The organism is Pedobacter humicola, from assembly GCF_056490705.1.
In genome coordinates, this window is the sequence record NZ_JBWJIG010000011.1 from 29301 (window position 1) to 48738 (window position 19438).

Sequence of the window (19438 nt, forward strand, 5' to 3'; positions counted from 1 at the left end):
AAAATCGGACTTTTTTAACTCAAGCATCATGTAATAGATACTGAAACAAGTTCAGCAGGACGGTCAAGGAAATGGAAATGAGCAGAAAGACTACGATAACCTGATCATTTCGCCAGTTTTAACGGATTCGTCACAGGCAAAAGCAATCCTTAAACTGTTTACCGCATCATCAGTAGCATGGGTTAGATCGATATCTTCGGTTATGGCTTTTAAAAAATAACGCTGCTCGCGGTTACACAGTTCCTGGTGATCGGGTTCGTCAGTAAGGTCTATCCATTCATCAGCTTTGCTAAATTCATCATGAGCATCTAAATCGGCGTAATGTAGCTTGATCGATTCGGTTTTGGTATGGGCATCAATGTTATCGGAGTTTCCGGCCGCCCCTGCTTTTTTGGCCGTGATAGATACCGATCCTTTCGGACCGAAAACATCTTTAATAAAAAAAGCATTATCGCTTACCATCGGACCCCAACCCGCTTCGTACCAACCCACAGAGCCGTCTTCGAAACGGATCTGCAGCTGCCCGTAATTGTAATTCCATTCAGGGATATCATCCGTCAGTCTGGCACCAATTGCACTTACCTGAACAGGTTTTGAGCGCGTCATCTGGCACATGATATCGATATAATGTACGGCACAATCCACAATCGGACTTAAACTTTTCATCAGGTTGCGGTGCACTGTCCATTTAGGGCCATGGCTCTGTTGGTTCAGGTTCATGCGCATCACCAAAGGTTTCCCCATTTCCTGGGCGAGTTCGGTAAATTTTTCCCATGAGGGGTGATAGCGAAGGATATATCCCACCAATAACTTTTTATTGGCTTTTTTAGCAGCTTCTGCAACTTTTATTGCCCCCTCAACACTATCGGCCAGGGGTTTTTCGATAAACACATGGCATCCGCATTCGAAAGATTTAATTGCATAAGCTTCGTGTGTATCGGGATAGGTGGATATGCAAACCGCATCGGGTTTGGTAAGCGCCAGTGCTTCGTAAAAATCGGTGTACCGATCATATTGTCCGCCTAATTTTTCATTAAGTATTTCTTTGCTTTTTCCTGTAGAAACCAATCCACATATTTCAAAACCCGGCAAAGTATGATAAGCTGTGGCATGGGATGCGCCCATATTGCCACAGCCTACCACTAATACCTTTAAACTCTTTTTTTCTTTTAACATATTAAATCCTAAACGCCCAAAGTCCAGCCTTTGCGGTATTCGCGTTTCACAAACTGGTTTACTTCATCAAAATTAGTCACCTTCATGTTTACCTTATCCCACAGCATTTTGATGTCTCTGCCCGGGTAACTGATTTTTCCTGCAGTATCTCTGCGCTGTACGTCTGTTCCCCTGATGGCCAGATTAGCAATGAGTAAGGTTTCGGTAAGCGGGCCGGCAATTTCAAATGGTGAACTGAGCTGCATTTTGCCATACCCGGCAATTGCAGCTTCGGCAAACTGGGTATAATGACCTTCTTCCTGGTTCACAATACGTGGAATGGTGATTTTGGTCTTATCTGATTCGTTGCGCGATAATGGCAGTAACCTTGGGTTTTTACCATAAGTTTCACAGATCATTTTCCCTTTTGTACCGATAAAAAGTACGCCGTTATCGCCAAAACTTTCGTTTGCGCCCAATTCTTCAGGGCGTTCGGGTTTGATTCCTCCATCCATCCAGTGTACCTGTACTTCGTGTTTGGTTTTTGGTGTTTTGGCGAAAGTCATGATCACGTGGCTCGACGGCGGGCAGCTTTCTGGCAGGTAGGCCCGTTTAAATTCGTCTACGTAAACGCTGCCCACACTGCACTCTACACTGATCGGCGTATCCAATCCCAGTACCCTGAAAGGTGGTTCTACCAGGTGACAGCCCATATCGCCAATGGCTCCGGTGCCATAATCCCACCATCCCCTCCAGTTGAAGGGAACCAGTTTATTGATGTAATCTTTATATGGTGCACTGCCCAACCACAGATCCCAATCCAATTCTTTTGGCACTTCTTCTTTCGCTGTTGGCCAGGAGATCCCCTGCGGCCATACCGGCCGATTGGTCCAGCAGTAAACCGTATGCACTTTCCCGATCCGGCCTGCATCGTACCATTCCTGAAGTCTCCTCACCCCATCGCCCGATGCACCCTGATTTCCCATTTGGGTAACCACTTTATAACGGTTTGCCGCTTCGGTTAACATTCTGGCTTCATAAATATCGTGCGTTAGCGGTTTTTGCACATATACATGTTTGCCCAGTTGCATGGCAGCCATGGCAATCTGTGCATGGGTATGATCAGGCGTAGATACGGTTACGGCATCAATGTTTTTGCCTTCTTTATCCAGTAACTCACGGTAATCTTTATAATATTTGGCTTTAGGGAAGTTTTTTAGGGAATTCGCAGCTCTTCTATCATCTACATCGCATAAAAAAGCAACATCGGTTTTACCGCCCCTTACAATACTGGCGATATCGCCCTCACCTTTTCCACCTGCACCGATACCGGCCAATTGCAAACGATCGCTTGGTGCCAGAAAACCTGGCCCGCCCAATACATGTCGGGGTACGATCATAAATCCGGCCGCAGCAAGTGCCGTTGTTTTAATAAAGTTTCTTCTCGAATTTTCGGTTTTCGAACTTGCCTTATCTTCTGTCATTATTTGGGATCTTATAATGCTAAATTTAATTATTTCTTTTTAGTTGTAGCTTTTGTGGCTATTTCTTTTTTACTCAGGTCTTTAATCCTGATGTTGCGGAACTGAACCGGCGAACCATGGCCTAAGAAACCAATATGCCCGCTTTCGCGCAACAACCCCGGATGTTCCTGATGATCGGGTGTACCGTTTTTCCTGAAAGGTTCGATATCTCCGTCTAAAATTACGGTACCATTTAAGATCACCTTAATTTTAGAGCCCTTGGCAATCACTTCTTCGTAGTTCCATTCTCCGGTAGGTTTTAAAAACCCTCTTTTGGCAGGGATGGTCCCATATACCGAGCCATGGTACTGGTAAACTTTAAGGTCTTTATAAATCGGGGCATCGTTATCCAAAATCTGTAATTCCATGCCTGCGTAAGCTGCATCACCTTCTAATGGTGCCCTTATACCCAATCCATTATTTGCGCCTGGTGTTAGCTGAAACTCGAAACGGTATACAAAATCACTGAATTCTTCTTTAGTGAACAAATTACCGCCTGATCCCTTGCCCGGTTTTGGACGGATGGCAATGTTTCCATCTTCGATCACATAATCCGTTGTATTGCCTGTCCAACTATGCATATTGGTCCCATCGAACAATACTTTATATCCTTCTTTTTTCTCTTGTGCACTTAGTTCAAAAGGTTTTGGGCGGGGAATTTCTTTGATATAGATATCACGGTAGGCCACTGGCGATCCATGTGCCTGTAGTTCGATCTGTTCTTCTGCAAAAATCGGCAGGCTTCTGTCCCAATAATTTTCTAAGATTACGTTATCGGTAACCAATACCCCGTTCAGGTATACGGTAACGCGGTCGCCTTTCATTAAAATTCTGAAGGTATTCCACTCGTCTAATTTGTTATCGGCTACTTTAAGCGGTTTACTTTCGTTGGTTTGATTGTTATATAAACCTCCCGAACCTACCTGGGCGCCCACCTTGGTACGGGCAAGATCCCAGATCTGTACCTGTGGCGTTCCACGTAAGTAAATACCGGCATCACCCTCCCCTTTTTTATCGTCGATGATTTTCCAGTCTACCAGCATTTCAAAATCACCGTATTTTTTTACGGTTGCAAGGTTATTGCCATGGCTCTGAAACTGCAGTTCGCCATTTACCACTTTCCAGCTTTCCAGTGCTTCGGCATCGGCTTTGGTCTGTGCTTCGGCCAGGGTTTTGGCATCCATTTTTGATCTTTTGATCGGATCGGCTACAAGTCCTTTCCACCCTGATAAATCTTTACCATTAAAAACCTGAACAAAACCTTCGCCAGCTTTCATTTCTGAAATATACTTCCGCATCCCTTCTTTCTGGTAACCCGCATCACCACCGGTGATTACGGAAATCGTTTTGTTCAATAAACCTTTTACAATGTCGCCATTATACGTTCCGGCCATGGTAATGTTCATCACCGCATTTGCTGCAGCTTGTTGCAAAGCTGTGTTATCCAAATACTGACCTGCAAATACAATCGCATTAAAACATTTGGCCTGTTCGCTATCTTTAAGGATCTGTTGTTGCTGAGCAGAAGTTTTGGCTACCGCCATCGCGTTGCGCAACAGTAACAAACGCTGTTCTGCAGGGTAGTTTGCTTTCCTGATTAAATTTAGATAACCAACAACTGCCTGATTTAAAAAATCGGCATTGGTAGTGCTGCGTGCGATATTGATCAGCGCATCGGCTGAACCTGCATCCGACCAGGAGGAAAGTGCTTCGATGGCCGCTCTTTTGGTGGCATCGTCGCCACTTGCATAAGCTTCAGAAACAGCTTTAAGCGATTTCTGTCCGCCCAGGCTTCCTAAAACTTTGTAAAACAACAGTTTTTTATCCGCGGCAGTATTGCCCATCTGTTGGAGGATGGCATCAGTCTGTGCGTCTTTATCCGTACTTCCTTTAACTGAAGCAATGATAGCATCCTGCACAGCAGTAAGTTCAGTTGCATCAGTAGTTTTATTTAAAAGATCAAAGAGCTGTGCTTTACTGTCAGCTGTGGCCACATGTTGCAACGAAAGAAACGCCGCTTTTCGCACTTCAGCATTTTTACTGTTTAATGAAGCATATATAACCGCAGTTTGGCTTGTAGCCGCGCGTGAAGCTAAAATATTGATCAAAGCAACCTGCACTTCTGGTTTGGCTTTAGGGATAAAGGCAGCAACCTTAGTGGCTACGCCTTCGCCTTTTATTCTTAAAATGCCGTTCGAAATCCCTGCAATATCGGCCGCATCACCTCTGCTCATCAACTTCAAAAGGTCCTCTAAAACATCTTCCTGACCGAGTTTTACTGCCGCATTAATGGCCGCTAGCTTTACCTGTTGATCATCACTTTTGATTAATTTCAGCACCGCTGGCAATACAGACTTTGCCCTACTGTTGGCCAACATATCCAAAATGGAAATCTGGGTGGCTGCATCAACTTTTTTTAGCTGTGCTACCCAAGCCGCACTATTCGTATCATTTACACTAGCCGCAGCAAATTTAACTGCTGCTGCACGAAACTCGAACTGTTTATCGGCCATCGCTGCCAACAGTACCTGTTGATCTGCTTGTGTACCTGCAAGTAATTTTAAGGCCGCAATGCGTTCGTTTACCTGATCATCAGCACTTGCTTTTTCTAAAATGGTTTTAGCTATGCTTTCTACGCCAGCTTTATCCGTTTCAATGTTTTTCTGTGCATACACCAATAAAGCCGCAACAGCATTGGTTTGATCGTATTTGTAACCCGCCTGCTCTGCTGCTTTTACCAAAATTTCTTTGGAGGATGCATCGCCAATATTGGCAAGGGCGTATAAGCTTACTTTGCTTAATGCTTTATCGGTACCTGTAGCCAATGGTGCGATGGCAGTTGCCGCCGCTTTGGCATTGGTATGGCCCAAAGCTTCTACAATGGCAATTTTGGCATTACCATTTGCTTTCCCCAATCCGTTAATCAAGGCCGTTGTGGCCGAAGCAGTGCCAATTTTGGCCAGTGCCCGCGACGCCTCATCGGCCAATTGCTCATCTGCAAGATAACCTTCCAAACAAGTTACCGCAGCATCGTTTCCAACCAGGTCGAACTGACTGATGATAAATGCTTTATTCTGTTTATCGGTTAATTTGGCCAACGATTTACAATAGGCACTAACCGCCATATTTCTTGTAGCCTGCTGACCGGTCTTTGTGGCATAAGCGGTAAAACCGCCTACAGCATATTCAATCAGCGCGTTGTTTCCTTTTTCTGAAGTTGTTAAACCACTAATTAAGGTGATGTACCCATCTTCACCAAGATCTGCAACTTCTTTCATGTTGCGTTCTAGCTGTGTTGCGTTTCTGGCAGGTAATTGCGCCAATAAATCGGCAATACGTGTGGTAGTGGTTCTTTCGTCTTTTTTATCCTGAGCAAGTACTGTTAAGGTAAATAATGCATTTGAAAGCATTACAAGGGCCAACAGCATCAATAATATCTTTTTATTCATGATGGTTTGTATTTTTTGGAATGTTTTAAATGGAAAATGGTGCACGCATTACAGGATTAATCAATCTGTTTGCAGCCTCATCATCGATGAACTCTTGCTTAACAGGATCGAATTTCAACGATCTTCCCAATCGCAGGGCAGCCAGACCAATATTTACAATGTTACATGAACGGTGTCCGTTCTCTTCATTCAGCGCGAATTTCTTTCTTGTTCTAACCGATTCAGAGAATTCTACAATCTCCGGATCCGGATCGGGAAATTGTGCAAGTTTACGTTCCAGGTCGGGGATATCCGATTTAAAACCTGGATACAACTTACCTTTGGGCCCTTCTATATAAGGTACATTGGTATCTTTACCTTCGCCATCCAAAATAATCTGACAACCATCGGCATAGGTATAGGTAATCCTGCGCCAAATGCCTACGGCATCGGTATGTTGCTGTGGTGCATCCACTTCTACAGAAACCGGATTGGTATCATCTTTCCCTAAAAAGTACTGTATTGGATCGATATAGTGTTGCCCCATATCACTCAAGCCACCCCCATCATAATCCCAATAACCCCTAAAAGTTTGGTGTACGCGGTGTGCGTTATAAGGTTTGTATGGCGCAGGACCTAACCATGCATTATAATCCAATTCCGGTGGTACAGGCTGAGGCTCCAAATGATCTTTTCCTACCCAATAAAATTTCCAGTCGTAACCGGTATGTTTACTTACCGTTACCTTTAAAGGCCAGCCCAGCATACCACTGTCAACCAGTTTTTTGATCGGCTTAACGGTGGTACCCATGCCGTAAAAAGTATCCTTAAATCTAAACCAGGTATTTAACCTGAACATCCGGCCGTTCTGTTTTACAGCCTCTACAACCCTCTTGCCTTCACCTATAGTGTGGGTCATCGGTTTTTCGCACCAGATATCCTTGCCAGCATTTGCAGCGTCGACAGCCATTATACCGTGCCAGTGTGGCGGGGTAGCAATGTGTACAATGTCTACTTCCGGTAATTGTATCAATTCTCTATAGTCACTAAATGTTTTCACCCCTTTATCCAACATACCCGCAGCCTGTTTGAGGTGGTTTTTATCCACATCACAGATGGCCACTACCTGGGTACCCTCATATTCGAAATGGCCCCGCCCCATTCCACCAACACCGATTACGGCTTTGGTTAATTTGTCGCTTGGGGGCAGGTAGCCCTGTCCGCCCATTACATAACGCGGAACAATGGTGAAAGTAGCCAGGGCGATTGCTGATTTTTTAATAAAATCCCGTCTGGAGTTTTGTTGTTTTTGTGGTTCTTCTTTAGTTTTCATTTTGTTATTGGTGTTGTAGAAAATAAACTTACACGGTGAATGGTTCGTGCAGATTAATGCTGATCTGTTGTGTTGAAACTAATCTCATAAGTGGTTAGGGAACATTATATCACAATTAGTAGCCTAATGTTAGCAAGAAATTATTGTAAAGACAAAACATCACTCATTTCTTTACGCATTAAAAAAACTTTAATAAAATTTTAATATAAGTTGTCTATATTTATCAAAATTGTATAATTAACCTCATGAATCTTAATCTATTAAATCACTTAATATCCGACAGCAACGATAGGCAGTTGGTTTATAAACATAAGCTCATCAAACATCTTTTTAATCTGGGAGCGTCTTCAGTTTCGGTATTATGTGAAATCATGGATATGAGTACCCCGAGTTTGTTAAAACTCTTAATTGCATTGATGGATGAGGGCTGGGTAGAAAAGAGAGGTTATGGACAGTCGATCGGGGGGCGAAAGCCCGATCTTTATCGCCTGAAGGATAAAAAGATCCTGATCCTTTGTATTGATATTGAGTTGTTTCATACCAAAATCACGGTCATTGACAACAACTATAATTTCATTCTTGATGTTAAAACCATTCCACTACCCATTTCGAAAAGCCGGACAGATTTTTTCAGCCTTTTAAATGTACAGCTTCAGGAGATCCTAAAATCTGCAAAGATAGATCACAAACAATTGATTGGATGCAGTGTGGGCATGCCTGGTTTAATTGATGCCGAAAAGGGAGAAAACTATAGTTATTTCTTAAGTGATAGCGAGAATATTTCTTTAACAGCGGCATTTGAAAAAATGTTGAACATACCTGTTGTGATACAAAACGATGTAAATGGTTCTTCGATGGCTGAATTTACACACGGGATGGCCAAAGGCAGAAAAAATGTACTTGTACTGTTAATGGACTGGGGCGTAGGCCTCGGCATTATTATGGATGGCAAGCTAAGGCAGGGTACCTGCGGCTTTTCGGGAGAACTGGGGCACATGCCATTTGTAGAAAACGGGGCTTTGTGTTACTGCGGAAAACATGGCTGCCTGGAAACCGTTGCTTCAGGAAATGCCTTATCCGAAATGGCCAGGGAGGGCATTTTATCCGGAAAAAACTCCATGCTCAGCAATCTCCCGAATGAAGAACTGGAAAGAATTGAACCTGCCCTGATTATCAAGGCGGCAAATAAAGGTGATCAATATGCGATCCAGCTACTCTCCAATGTTGGCACCCATATGGGCAAGGGAATTGCAGTATTGATCCAGTTATTTAACCCCGAACTGATTATTTTAAGTGGTAAAATCGCCGGCGCGAAACAATACATTACACTCCCTATGCAACAGGCGATTAATACCTACTGTATGACCCAGATCAGGGAGAAAACAACTATTGTCTCCTCTGAACTTGGCGAAGACTCTAGATTATTGGGCTACGCGGCAAGTGGCATCGATCAATTTTTGGAAGCTTTTATCAAAAAAGCTAAAAAATTGAAGAAGTAAGGTATAAAGTGGCTCAAAAAACCCTAAACTTGTCTGTTATCGATACCTGATTTTCCGATAGCTTATTTAGATTTGTATAGCAAATACTTAAAACTATGGAAACATATAAAAAAGCAGGCCACGAAAAGGTTAATGGCATTAACATGTATTATGAAATTTATGGTGAAGGTGAAATCCCACTCGTATTAATACATGGCGGTGGTTCTACCATTCAATCTACTTTTGGCCGGCTTATTCCTTTTTTGGCAAAATCGGGAAAGGTAATTGCTGTTGAGCTTCAGGCACACGGGCGCACCAGCGATCGGGATCAGGCCGAATCTTTTGAACAGGATGCAAAGGATGTAAGCACATTATTAAATCAGCTCAAAATAACCAAAGCCAATTTCTTAGGTTTCAGCAACGGCGGAACAACAACCTTGCACATTGCAGCGCACCATGCTGCATTGGTAAATAAAATCATTGTGGTTTCTGCCAATTATCAGAGAGAGGGCTTGATTGAAGGCTTTTACAATGGCTTTGGCGACGCCACCATCGATCATATGCCTGAGCCCCTCAAAACAGCCTTTTTAGCGGTAAACCCTGATCAAAAAGCATTACAAACCATGTTCGAAAAGGACAAACAGCGCATGCTTGATTTTGTTGACCTTAGCGACGATGACCTCACTGGAATTAAAGGTGATGTTTTATTAATGGTGGCTGATCGCGATGTGATCAGGTCTGAACATGTGGTCAAAATGTCGGGATTGATTACAAATGCACAACTGGTTATTTTACCTGGCGTACATGGCACAATGATCGGCGAAAACCTTAATCCGGATGTAAGCGATAAAACCATCGGAATTACCGCGCATCTGGTGGAAACTTTTTTGAATCAATAATGCTTTATTAGGCTGATTGGAATAAAGTTACGTCCCGCTGATTTAGCATTTAATATCTTTGCCAGATGGAACACATATTGGATAATCCAATTTATCATGCCTTAACCTCTGGTCATAGCCACCTTTCAAAAGGTGTAAATGAGGTCAAATATTATACTGAAGACATTACGGCATTTGCGGGCTTAAAAGATAATTCGCAGGAGAACTTAAATGCACTCTATCAGATCAGTCCTGCAGAAAGCCTTTTTGTATTTTTCGCCAGAACACCAGTTGAAATACCAGCACAATGGAAATTACTGACCCACATTGATATGCTCCAGTTTATTTTTCGTGGGAAAGAAGTTCCAAAGACTGATGCGACTGATATCACAGATTTAAATTTTGCGCATGTTGCGGAAATGACCGATCTGGTTGAATTAACCAAACCAGGCCCATTCCTGGCCAAAACCATCGAACTGAGCAATTACACCGGAATATTTAATGAAGGAAAACTGGCCGCTATGGCCGGGCACCGGTTTTTCCCCAGGCCGTATCGTGAAGTGAGCGCTGTTTGTACCCACCCCGATCATGTAGGTAAGGGTTATGCCTTTAAAATTATTCAGGAACAGATTAAACGGATCCTGCTCCGTTCGGAAATACCTTTTCTTCACGTTAGGAATGATAATGAAGGTGCCGTTAAACTCTATCAGAAACTGGGTTTTGAGATCAGGACAGATATGATTGCTTATGTGATCAAAAAGGAGACGTTGTAGATCAACAAGAGAATGTTTCTAAATAGAAATCAGCCAAAAAATTGCGGTTTCTATGTTTTAGTTTTGCGCTAAACTAACACATACATGTCTAAAACAAAACTTACCATTAACAATAACGGCTCTGTTAAAATTGAGGGCGATTTCGAAATTGTAGATAGAAACGGAAACGTTTATGGCCTACAGGGCAGAGAAGTACTTTCGATCTGCCGTTGCGGTTTATCTAAAAATAAACCTTTTTGCGATGGCGCACATAACGGCCATTTCGAACATGAGGCGATCGCATTCGATCTCCCTCCGAAAAAGGTTTAATTAATACACCATTTCAGTTCAGTCTCGTTGTCCAAAAAGCAAATATAATTTAACCACAGATGGACGGAGATACACACGGATTTTGATATCCCCGCCTGAACGGATTGGCAGGTGTGTATCCTTTTTATCTGTGGTTAATACCCTTACTTAATGGACATCGGAGTATGGGCAGTGCTTCTGCTTTACAAAACATCATCTTATCTTTTTGAAAGTGAAAGCTTCCGTTTCATGGCGGCCTACAGCCCCGCTTTCCCTCCTGCCGTTTTTATAACCTGGGAAAAGAAAATAATTGATAAAAACGGCATCCGTACAATCGGGCTTAGGGTTGAAAGGCCCGATTTTCATTGCCTGCCGTTAAATAAATCTAAAGGATGTAAGCTGAAATATAGAATTTCCTTTAAAACATCAATCCCCACTTTTGCCTTATGGCAGGGCCGATTAAATTAAGAACCGATTCTGGATGGCGCCATACCATAAGCTTTTTTGAATGCAAATGAAAAATGCGACAGGTCTTTAAAGCCCACTTCAAGATAAACATCGGATGATTTCCAGCCTTTTTCGGTAAGGAGATAATAGGCGTCGTTCAAGCGCTTTTTCTGTAGCCAGCGGTTAGGCGAAAGATTAAATATTTTTTCAAAATCTCTTTTAAAGGTGGCTAAACTTCTTCCCGTTAAATAGGCAAAACGGTTAATGTCTACATTGAATTTGTAATTGGCATTCATATAAGCTTCCAGATCAATTTTCCCTGGTTCCGAAAAATCAAAAAGTACATCTTTTAATACCGGATTCGTCTGCAATAAGATCATTACCGCCTCTTTAACCTTTAAATCAATTAAAGCCTGGTTCGATCCGTTATTGCCATCCAGGTATGGCCAAATCGAATCGATATAGTTTTTTAAAAGGCCATTGGCTTCAAGCGCCAAACCTTTCAGATCATGATTGGGCTTTTCCATATGCAGGTCATATTCATTGCTGATGCTATGGAGGATTTCCTGATCAATATTGATGCTGATTGATTTAAACTCCCCTCCGGCGGGCGGATATTTCGTATACCGGGCCAATTGGTTCCGCCTGAAAAAACGAAAGTCACCATCCGTAAACACGAATTTTTCTTCGCCGATAAAAATCTCAGAAGTACCGGAGATAACCAGTCCTACCGAATGATTGGGAATAAACTGTTCGCCCTCGCTACTTTTTTGCGCATAACAGGAATACAGGATATTGGGGCGTTTATCTTGATTTGGCATCTTAATCAAATTTATGAAATTAACTACAGATCGTCATGGATATACACTGATTTTAGTATTGCTATATCTATCAGTGTGCATCCATTTATCCGGGGCTTAATATTTGTGACATTATCCTTTGGTAAAAGATTTACCAAGAGCTGTGGCCAAAAAGTCCTCCGCCTCATCATGATCGGTAGATAAACTTAATCCCATCCATTTTTCCATTTCAGCAGTCCTTGCGGCATCAGCCTGTTTCAATAATCCATAAGCTTCGCTTCCCAATACCAAATGTACAGGCGGTTCAGGATTTTCTACTAAATCGACCATCACCCTGGCGGCTTTTTTAGGATCGCCCATTGGCACAAAATTGCCGCTTTTGAAAAAATCGGTACGCTTTCCAACCGTATTTTCATAACCTTCAACATGCGGTGCATACGACATCGATTCACCAGCCCAATCGGTACGGAAACCTCCCGGCTCCACACTGGTTACATATATACCTAAGTCCACGACTTCTTTTGCCAGGGCTTCGGAAAAACCACCAAGGCCAAATTTTGCAGCCTGATACATACTTAATCCGGCATTACCCACGCGTCCGCCAACCGAACTGATCTGAAGAATCCTGCCCGAACGTTGTTTGCGCATAAATGGCAATACTGCTCTGGTAATTTCAATCGGTGCATATAAATTAGTTTCCAACTGACTTCTTACTTGTTCATCGGTAAAGGCTTCGGCAGCACCAATAATTCCAAAACCGGCATTATTCACCAGGACATCTATTTTGCCAAAATGTTCTACCGCAGCCTCAACTGCTAAATGCACCTGATTATAATCTGTCACATCCAAAGTAAGAGGGAAAATCTGATTAGGATATTTTTCTACAAAATCTTTTAAGGCTTCGGTATTTCTTGCAGTTGCAGCAACTAAATCGCCTTTTGATAATACCATTGCTGTGAGGTCGCGGCCCAATCCGCGGGAGCTACCTGTTATAAACCAAACTTTTTTCATTTTTTCTATCTTTTTGTTAAATCAAAGGTAGACTGATTCTCAAGGCGAAGTTTTGCTTAAAAGCTCAATTTACTTTGTTAAAAAGCTCAGCATAATTTACCAGAACTTTTCCTTCCAATTGATGTTCATAAATAGATAATCTTGATGTTATGGCAAAAGAGAAGAAAAAAAGCAAAAAGAAAAAGGATCAAAAGAAAGGCAAGAAAAACAAGTTGGGTGTTAAAAACTCACTCGTAAATAACATCAATGCCCGCAAGAAAAAAGGAAAATCGAGATCAAAGAAGAAATCCAAAATCAGTAAAAAGGCTTATAAGAAAATGCAAAAAGGCTGGAAAAAATAACCGTTTGTAAATCCAGTGTCTGTTTTTCAGAATCAGGCCATAAACTTCATGTGTTCATTCAATTTAGCATTATATTTGTAAGGTAAACTTATAAGTTTTACTTACAATAATGAATATTAAAAACAGTCATGATATCGCTGCGCAGCTTCGCCCCGTTTTAACCAGATTGGTTCGAAAAATGCGGAAGCTTTCGCCAATAGATACTCCCTTATCACAAACTGAGCGTGCGGTATTGGTTTCGTTAGAAAACCAAAAACTGCTTGCTGCCGAACTTGCCCTGATCGAAAAAATAACGCCGCAATCCATGGGGCAGGTGATTACCCATTTAAGTTCGCTTGGCCTGATCGAAAAAACGCCATCAGAAACTGATAAGCGCAAGATTTACATCTCCATTTCGGCTACCGGAAAGGAAATGATCCAGCAGGTGAGGAACGAGCGCGACGAATGGCTGAGTAAGGCCATTGCTGAAGTTTGCAATGCACAGGAACAGGAAATTTTAAAGGCAGCAATCGGTCCTTTGGCCAAATTGGTAGAATTTTAAGAAAAGATGAAAATCAGCACCTTTAATGCCTTTAAAAGCCGGAACTATAGGTTGTATTTCGGTGGCCAGTCTATCTCATTGATTGGAACCTGGATGCAGAAAACTGCGGTAAGCTGGGTTATTTATTCCGAAACGCATTCGAAATTTATGCTCGGTTTAACCCTTTTCGCCAGCCTGTTCCCTTCATTTGTGTTTTCTTTTCTTGGAGGCGTTGCTTCCGATCGGTATAACCGCTACAAACTATTGTTGATCACCCAGATAGCCTCGATGGTACAAGCGGTGTTGCTAACACTGCTGATCTTTTTCAGGCATTACTCGGTTTGGGAAATTATCGCCTTAAGTGCGTTACTCGGCCTGATCAATGCCTTTGATGTTCCGGCAAGGCAATCGCTGGTATATGAAATGGTTGATGATAAGGCTGATCTGCCCAATGCTTTGGCATTAAATTCTTCGATGGTCAACTTATCAAGGCTGATCGGACCGGGCTTAGCGGGTCTGGCCTTGGAAAAATTTGGCGATGACATTTGCTTCGGACTAAATGCGGTAAGTTTTATCGCTGTTATTTGTTCTTTACTGATGATGAAACTCCCGAAATACATAACCAAACCCAATACCAAAAATGTGATCGAAGAATTAAAAGAAGGTTTCGCCTATATCAGAAAAACCCCATCAATCAGTATCATTCTCTTGATGTTGGCCCTCATCAGTTTAACGGTTTTGCCTTTTAGCACCTTAATTCCGGTTTACGCCAAAGATATATTTAAGGGCACTGCGTCTACTTTCGGGGTTATTGATAGCGTAATTGGCCTGGGTGCCTTTTCCGGTGCTATCTTTCTCGCTTCGCTTAAACCCGGAAGAAACCTCCGAAAAATATTGGCAATAAACACGCTGATATTTGGATTGGGTCTGATTTTATTTTCACACAGCACGTATTATCCAATCGCTTTGGTTTTTGCTGCCATTTCTGGCTTTGGCATGATGTCGCAGATTACCATTAGCAATACGTTGATCCAAACTACTGTTGATCCGGCAATGCGTGGCCGCGTAATCAGTTTTTATGCCATGGCATTTTTTGGGATGCAGCCTTTGGGTGGATTATTGGTGGGTGGTATTTCGCAATGGATCGGAACGCCTGATACGGTGTTGCTCGAAGGTGCAATTGCTTTAATCATCGGCACATTTCTTTACCGAAAACTGCGTAAGGATGAAATAAAAAACATCGCTATTAAGCCAGAAATTAACCTGATCGTAGAAAAAATATAATTTAAATCAAATATAAAAATGGTTACTTCTTTAGATAAAAAAACAGCCTTGGTTTTAATCGATCTTCAAAAAGGAATTGTCCAGTTTCCTGTTGTAAAACCAGCTAACGAAATTTTAACAAAAGCTGCAGCACTGGTTTCAGCTTTCCGCAAAGCAAACTTGCCAGTCGTTATTGTGAATGTAGATCCCACAAAATCACTGCTCAATGATATGCGAACCGATGCAAATGCGAAATTCATCAGCTTTCCTGCTGAATGGTTTGAAATTGCCCCTGAAATTGAAACTACAGAACATGATATCTTCATCACCAAAAATGCCTGGAATGCATTTACCAATCCTGATTTAGACCGTGAATTGAAAAAGAAGGGCATTACTGGTATTGTACTGGCAGGCATTTCGACCAGTGTAGGTGTTGAAGGAACAGCAAGAGCAGCAAGCGAATTGGGTTATAACATCACTTTTGCTCAGGATGCCACAACAGATACTAATGCTGAGGCCTATGAACATAGCATAAAACGTATCTTTCCACGATTGGGAGAGGTTGATGATACGGATAGGATTATTGAAGTATTGGCAGCCCTATAACTTCAATATAAATATTAACCTATCGGTCGGTGTTTCACCGACCGATATTGTAGATTTCTCCCCATTACACTATAATCCAAGTAGAAAGGGACGAACTATTTCTTCGGCAACACATGGTTTTCCTTTGCCCAGTTATGCCATTTTGCATCCAGTTCTTTCACCTTATCCGGATGTTGCGCGGCCACATCATGCAGTTCCGTCTGATCATTTTTAATGTTATACAAATGCCAGGTAGAATCGCCCGAGAGGTTGACCATTTTCCAATCTCCTTCACGGACAAAACTCGCGTTAAAATGTTCATTAAAGAGGATTTCATGCCCGTTTGAAATCTTTCCTTTTAAGGCAGGCACCAAACTCATGCCTTGCATGGGTTTAATCGAATTGCCACGATAGCTGACCGGATATTTTGCCTTGGCCAGTTCCACAAAAGTAGTCATGAAATCCATTACGTGCCCTACCTGATTCGTATAACTTCCTTTTTTTGCGGTTAATCCTTTCGGCCAGAAAGCAATCATCGGTGTATGTACACCACCTTCATAGGATTGCGCTTTTGCCAGTTGATAGGGTGTATTGGCTACATTTGCCCAGATGGGCCCTATGGATGTATAACTGGTTTGCGGACCCGGCATTACCTTTTTGTAAATGGGGTAGGCAATTTTTTCACCAGCCCTGGTTTCGCTAGGTCTATCGAAGCCGGGTCCATAACGCATGGCATCCTCAGGGCTCGCGCCGTTGTCGCTCAAAAAGATAATCAAAGTATTATCCAATTGGTTGGTTTCTTTTAAGGTTTTAATAATTCGGCCAATGCCCTGGTCCATCCGATCGATCATTGCAGCATGTACGGCCATAGCCATTTCATCGAATGCCTTTGTGGGGTTATCTTCCCATTTCATGGCCGATTTTCGCGGAGACATAGGAGCGGTTTTAGGATCGATCAAACCCATGGCAACCATCCGTTTGTACCTCGCTTCGCGAATGGCATCCCAGCCCACTTTATAAGTATCTTTATACTTTGCAATGTCCTCAGGCTTTGCCTGCAGGGGCCAGTGTGGTGCATTTTCGGCAACATATAAGAAAAAAGGTTTATCCCCTTTGCTAAATTCACGGATATAAGTTGCGGCAGTATCATTAATGGCATCGGTATGGTAATAATCTTTAGGTACTTCTTTAATTGGCTTGGTGCCACTCACGAGGCTAAAAGGATCAAAAAAATCGACTACTCCCCAAAGTGTACCAAAGAACTTTTCGAAACCTCTGCTTGTTGGATATTGGTCAATCGGCGAAAACAATGGAAAAGATGTTTTATGGTTCAACCAATCCAACTGTGCCTGTGGGGTGGGCTGTTCGATAGTATTAGAAACATGCCACTTTCCAGACATTGCCGTTCTATAACCAGCATCTTTTAAAACCTCGGCAAGTGTTACCGTATTTTTGGTAATCGCACCACGATAACCCTCTACATCCCGGTTTGTAGTCATTTCACCGATTCCTGCATTATGGTTATAAAGTCCGGTTAATAAAGCCGCCCTCGTAGGGCAGCAGCGTGAAGTATTGTAAAAATTTTTGAAACGCACACCCTGGCTGGCCAGATAATCGATATTGGGCGTTTTAATTTCTCCGCCATAACAGCCTATATCAGAAAAACCCAGATCGTCGGCCAGGATAACAATAATATTGGGCCGTTTATCTACAGCTTTTTGGGGCTTGGGTTTATAGGTAAAAGCAGTTAAAATAGTTAAGGAAACAAGTATAAACAGTGCTGAATATTTGGTCGATGTACGCATAATAATCCAAATTAAAACAAAAAAACGACTTTCCCATTTTATCAATTAATTTGTTGCAAACACAACTAAATCGTTTTATAACTGCCAAGGTTTATCCTGGCCCTTATCGTTAAAGCGATACCCTTTTCGACTTGTGGTAAGTGAAGTACGATAGCAGTAACACGATCAGAAATACAACCGGACCGATGCGGTTATTGATTGGATCGCCGGAAGCACTATGCGCGATAAATGCCGAAACAAACGTAATTGCAAAACCGGCGTAGGCCCATTCTTTCCATTGGCCTTTTAGCGGAACCAATAAAACAATGGCTCCTAAAATTTTAGCAAGGGCAAGTTCAATCCTAAAGTAATCCGGAAAGCCGAGGTGATGAAAACCTTGTTTAATGGTTTCGTTTGTGAGGTACGAATAGGCGGAGAAAGTCATCATCAAAGCCACTAAAGCAGTTGATACCCAATAGATAATTTTGTTCGTTTTAGTTTTCATATTCTTTTTTTGGTGCAAAATATGCACTTTTGCTATCTAAAAGATACTAGTATCCCAAAGGATAGTACTATCCTTTAAGAAAGCTTATACCTTTGCACCATGGGACCAAGAAAAGAACACCGTAATAAAGAAACCTGTACTGCAAGCTTAAACGCAGTAAAAGATGCGCTGTATGTATTAAATGGTAAGTGGAAACTTCCTCTCATAATTTCATTACAGGAAGGGCCGATGCGGTTTAATGAAATCCAGAAATCTATTGGAGAAATTACACCTAAAATTTTATCGAAGGAATTAAAAGACCTCGAATTAAACGAATTTGTGGTACGCAGGGTATTTCCGACCACGCCAGTAACGGTAACTTACGAATTGACGCCTTATAGCGAATCGTTGGACAAAGTGATTAACGAGTTAAGAGAATGGGGATTAAAACACCGCGAAAGATTGGTTAAAAACAGAAGATCTGAACCTGTTGCGGAGGCAATGAGCGCCTAATCAATCCTCTTAAATTGAGCCAGAACGGCATGATATTGCGTTAAAAAAGCAAAAACCTGATAATGATAAAATTCGGCTATCTTTGTACAAAATAAAATCGATGGCGGTATTACATAAAAAAGAAGAAAAAATTCAGGCAGTGCTGGGTAGGTTGCCTAAAAAATATACAGACGAACAATTTGTAGAGATGTTTATCAAACTTTACTCTAAAGATTGGGGCAAAATAAAATCAGCTTATATTAAACAATCGCAGGATAAAGAGCCTGGAACAATCATTAATATGCCGAAACCAGAGGTATATTTAAGACAGATCTTAGCAAATTACCTGCAACAAGAGCACGCTCCAAAAGCAGTTGAAGTTAAAGAAGAGGTAGTTGTAACAGCACCTGTTGCCGAAGCTAAAACAGCTAAGGCACCGGCTAAGAAAAAAGAAGTTGTGGCTGAAGAGGCTCCTGCTGTTGAGAAAAAGGCAAAAGCACCTGCAAAAAAGAAAACTGAAATAGCTGAAGAAGCAGTTGCCGAAGTGAAAAAAGCAAAAGCACCGGCCAAGAAAAAAGTTGAAGCTGCTGAAGAAGCACCAGTTGCTGAAGTGAAAAAAGCAAAAGTGCCTGCAAAGAAAAAAGCAGAGGCCGTAGAAGAAGTTCCAGCCCTTGAAAAGAAAGCAAAAGCCGCAGTAAAAAAGCCTGCAACAAAAAAATAAAAAATATTTTACATCGAATATAATAAATCGCCTCTTTGGTTGTTTATATATATGAGAGCGTTAATTTAGATGACGGGGATAGGTCGGTATGATTTATCCCCGTTCTTTTTTGACAAATTTTACCCAATAATTGA

General features: G+C 42.0%; 19 protein-coding genes. 11 read left to right on the forward strand and 8 right to left on the reverse strand.

The window, feature by feature from the left end; translation table 11 throughout:
• Positions 1-90 precede the first annotated feature (90 nt).
• Genes AC04Q1_RS17035 through AC04Q1_RS17050 form a run of 4 tightly spaced genes read right to left on the reverse strand, consistent with a single transcriptional unit; the run spans position 91 to position 7439 of the window.
• Positions 91-1176, reverse strand: a complete 1086-nt coding sequence (locus tag AC04Q1_RS17035; RefSeq protein WP_478365778.1) for a Gfo/Idh/MocA family protein — start codon at positions 1174-1176, stop codon at positions 91-93.
• Between the two features lie 8 nt (positions 1177-1184).
• Positions 1185-2639: a Gfo/Idh/MocA family protein gene (locus AC04Q1_RS17040; protein WP_478365779.1), complete on the reverse strand. Its 1455-nt coding sequence runs from the start codon at positions 2637-2639 to the stop codon at positions 1185-1187.
• A gap of 29 nt (positions 2640-2668) precedes the next feature.
• On the reverse strand, positions 2669-6127 hold the full coding sequence (locus tag AC04Q1_RS17045; RefSeq protein WP_478365780.1) for a 3-keto-alpha-glucoside-1,2-lyase-like domain-containing protein: 3459 nt from the start codon (positions 6125-6127) through the stop codon (positions 2669-2671).
• Positions 6128-6152: 25 nt separating this feature from the next.
• Positions 6153-7439: a Gfo/Idh/MocA family oxidoreductase gene (locus AC04Q1_RS17050; protein ID WP_478365781.1), complete on the reverse strand. Its 1287-nt coding sequence runs from the start codon at positions 7437-7439 to the stop codon at positions 6153-6155.
• A gap of 245 nt (positions 7440-7684) precedes the next feature.
• Here AC04Q1_RS17050 and AC04Q1_RS17055 point away from each other — a divergent pair, with 245 nt between their 5' ends.
• From AC04Q1_RS17055 to AC04Q1_RS17075, 5 genes are all read left to right on the forward strand, one after another.
• Positions 7685-8938: an ROK family protein gene (locus AC04Q1_RS17055; RefSeq protein ID WP_478365782.1), complete on the forward strand. Its 1254-nt coding sequence runs from the start codon at positions 7685-7687 to the stop codon at positions 8936-8938.
• Between the two features lie 95 nt (positions 8939-9033).
• Positions 9034-9816, forward strand: coding sequence for an alpha/beta fold hydrolase (locus AC04Q1_RS17060; protein WP_478365783.1), 783 nt, complete (start codon positions 9034-9036; stop codon positions 9814-9816).
• Positions 9817-9881: 65 nt separating this feature from the next.
• Positions 9882-10568: a GNAT family N-acetyltransferase gene (locus AC04Q1_RS17065; protein ID WP_478365784.1), complete on the forward strand. Its 687-nt coding sequence runs from the start codon at positions 9882-9884 to the stop codon at positions 10566-10568.
• Positions 10569-10652: 84 nt separating this feature from the next.
• Positions 10653-10877: a CDGSH iron-sulfur domain-containing protein gene (locus AC04Q1_RS17070; protein ID WP_010600649.1), complete on the forward strand. Its 225-nt coding sequence runs from the start codon at positions 10653-10655 to the stop codon at positions 10875-10877.
• Positions 10878-11027: 150 nt separating this feature from the next.
• Complete coding sequence (locus AC04Q1_RS17075) at positions 11028-11324, forward strand: hypothetical protein (protein WP_478365785.1); 297 nt, start codon at positions 11028-11030, stop codon at positions 11322-11324.
• Here the strand turns inward: AC04Q1_RS17075 and AC04Q1_RS17080 are convergent.
• On the reverse strand, positions 11321-12124 hold the full coding sequence (locus AC04Q1_RS17080) for a helix-turn-helix domain-containing protein (RefSeq protein WP_478365786.1): 804 nt from the start codon (positions 12122-12124) through the stop codon (positions 11321-11323). The two genes, AC04Q1_RS17075 and AC04Q1_RS17080, sit on opposite strands and share 4 nt — an antisense overlap.
• Before the next feature lie 111 nt (positions 12125-12235).
• Complete coding sequence (locus tag AC04Q1_RS17085; protein ID WP_478365787.1) at positions 12236-13114, reverse strand: oxidoreductase; 879 nt, start codon at positions 13112-13114, stop codon at positions 12236-12238.
• A 149-nt stretch (positions 13115-13263) separates the two neighbouring features.
• On the opposite strand from AC04Q1_RS17085, the gene AC04Q1_RS17090 reads away from it, so the two are divergent.
• The 4 genes from AC04Q1_RS17090 (at position 13264) to AC04Q1_RS17105 (ending at position 15844) form a co-directional block, all read left to right on the forward strand.
• The gene (locus AC04Q1_RS17090) at positions 13264-13455 is read left to right on the forward strand and encodes a hypothetical protein (RefSeq protein WP_478365788.1); all 192 of its coding nucleotides are present in this window, start codon (positions 13264-13266) and stop codon (positions 13453-13455) included.
• A gap of 109 nt (positions 13456-13564) precedes the next feature.
• The gene (locus tag AC04Q1_RS17095; RefSeq protein WP_478365789.1) at positions 13565-13996 is read left to right on the forward strand and encodes a MarR family winged helix-turn-helix transcriptional regulator; all 432 of its coding nucleotides are present in this window, start codon (positions 13565-13567) and stop codon (positions 13994-13996) included.
• 6 nt (positions 13997-14002) lie between these two features.
• A complete protein-coding gene (locus AC04Q1_RS17100; RefSeq protein ID WP_478365790.1) occupies positions 14003-15259 on the forward strand; it encodes an MFS transporter in 1257 nt (418 codons plus the stop codon).
• A gap of 18 nt (positions 15260-15277) precedes the next feature.
• Entirely contained in the window at positions 15278-15844 is a 567-nt protein-coding gene (locus AC04Q1_RS17105) for an isochorismatase family protein (protein ID WP_478365791.1), read from the forward strand.
• Between the two features lie 95 nt (positions 15845-15939).
• Here AC04Q1_RS17105 and AC04Q1_RS17110 read toward each other — a convergent pair whose 3' ends face one another.
• Positions 15940-17628, reverse strand: coding sequence for an arylsulfatase (locus tag AC04Q1_RS17110; RefSeq protein ID WP_478365792.1), 1689 nt, complete (start codon positions 17626-17628; stop codon positions 15940-15942).
• Positions 17629-17737: 109 nt separating this feature from the next.
• A complete protein-coding gene (locus AC04Q1_RS17115; RefSeq protein ID WP_478365793.1) occupies positions 17738-18112 on the reverse strand; it encodes a DoxX family protein in 375 nt (124 codons plus the stop codon).
• Positions 18113-18211: 99 nt separating this feature from the next.
• On the opposite strand from AC04Q1_RS17115, the gene AC04Q1_RS17120 reads away from it, so the two are divergent.
• Positions 18212-18604: a winged helix-turn-helix transcriptional regulator gene (locus tag AC04Q1_RS17120; protein ID WP_478365794.1), complete on the forward strand. Its 393-nt coding sequence runs from the start codon at positions 18212-18214 to the stop codon at positions 18602-18604.
• 100 nt (positions 18605-18704) lie between these two features.
• Positions 18705-19304: a hypothetical protein gene (locus tag AC04Q1_RS17125; protein WP_478365795.1), complete on the forward strand. Its 600-nt coding sequence runs from the start codon at positions 18705-18707 to the stop codon at positions 19302-19304.
• The last annotated feature ends 134 nt before the right edge of the window (positions 19305-19438 follow it).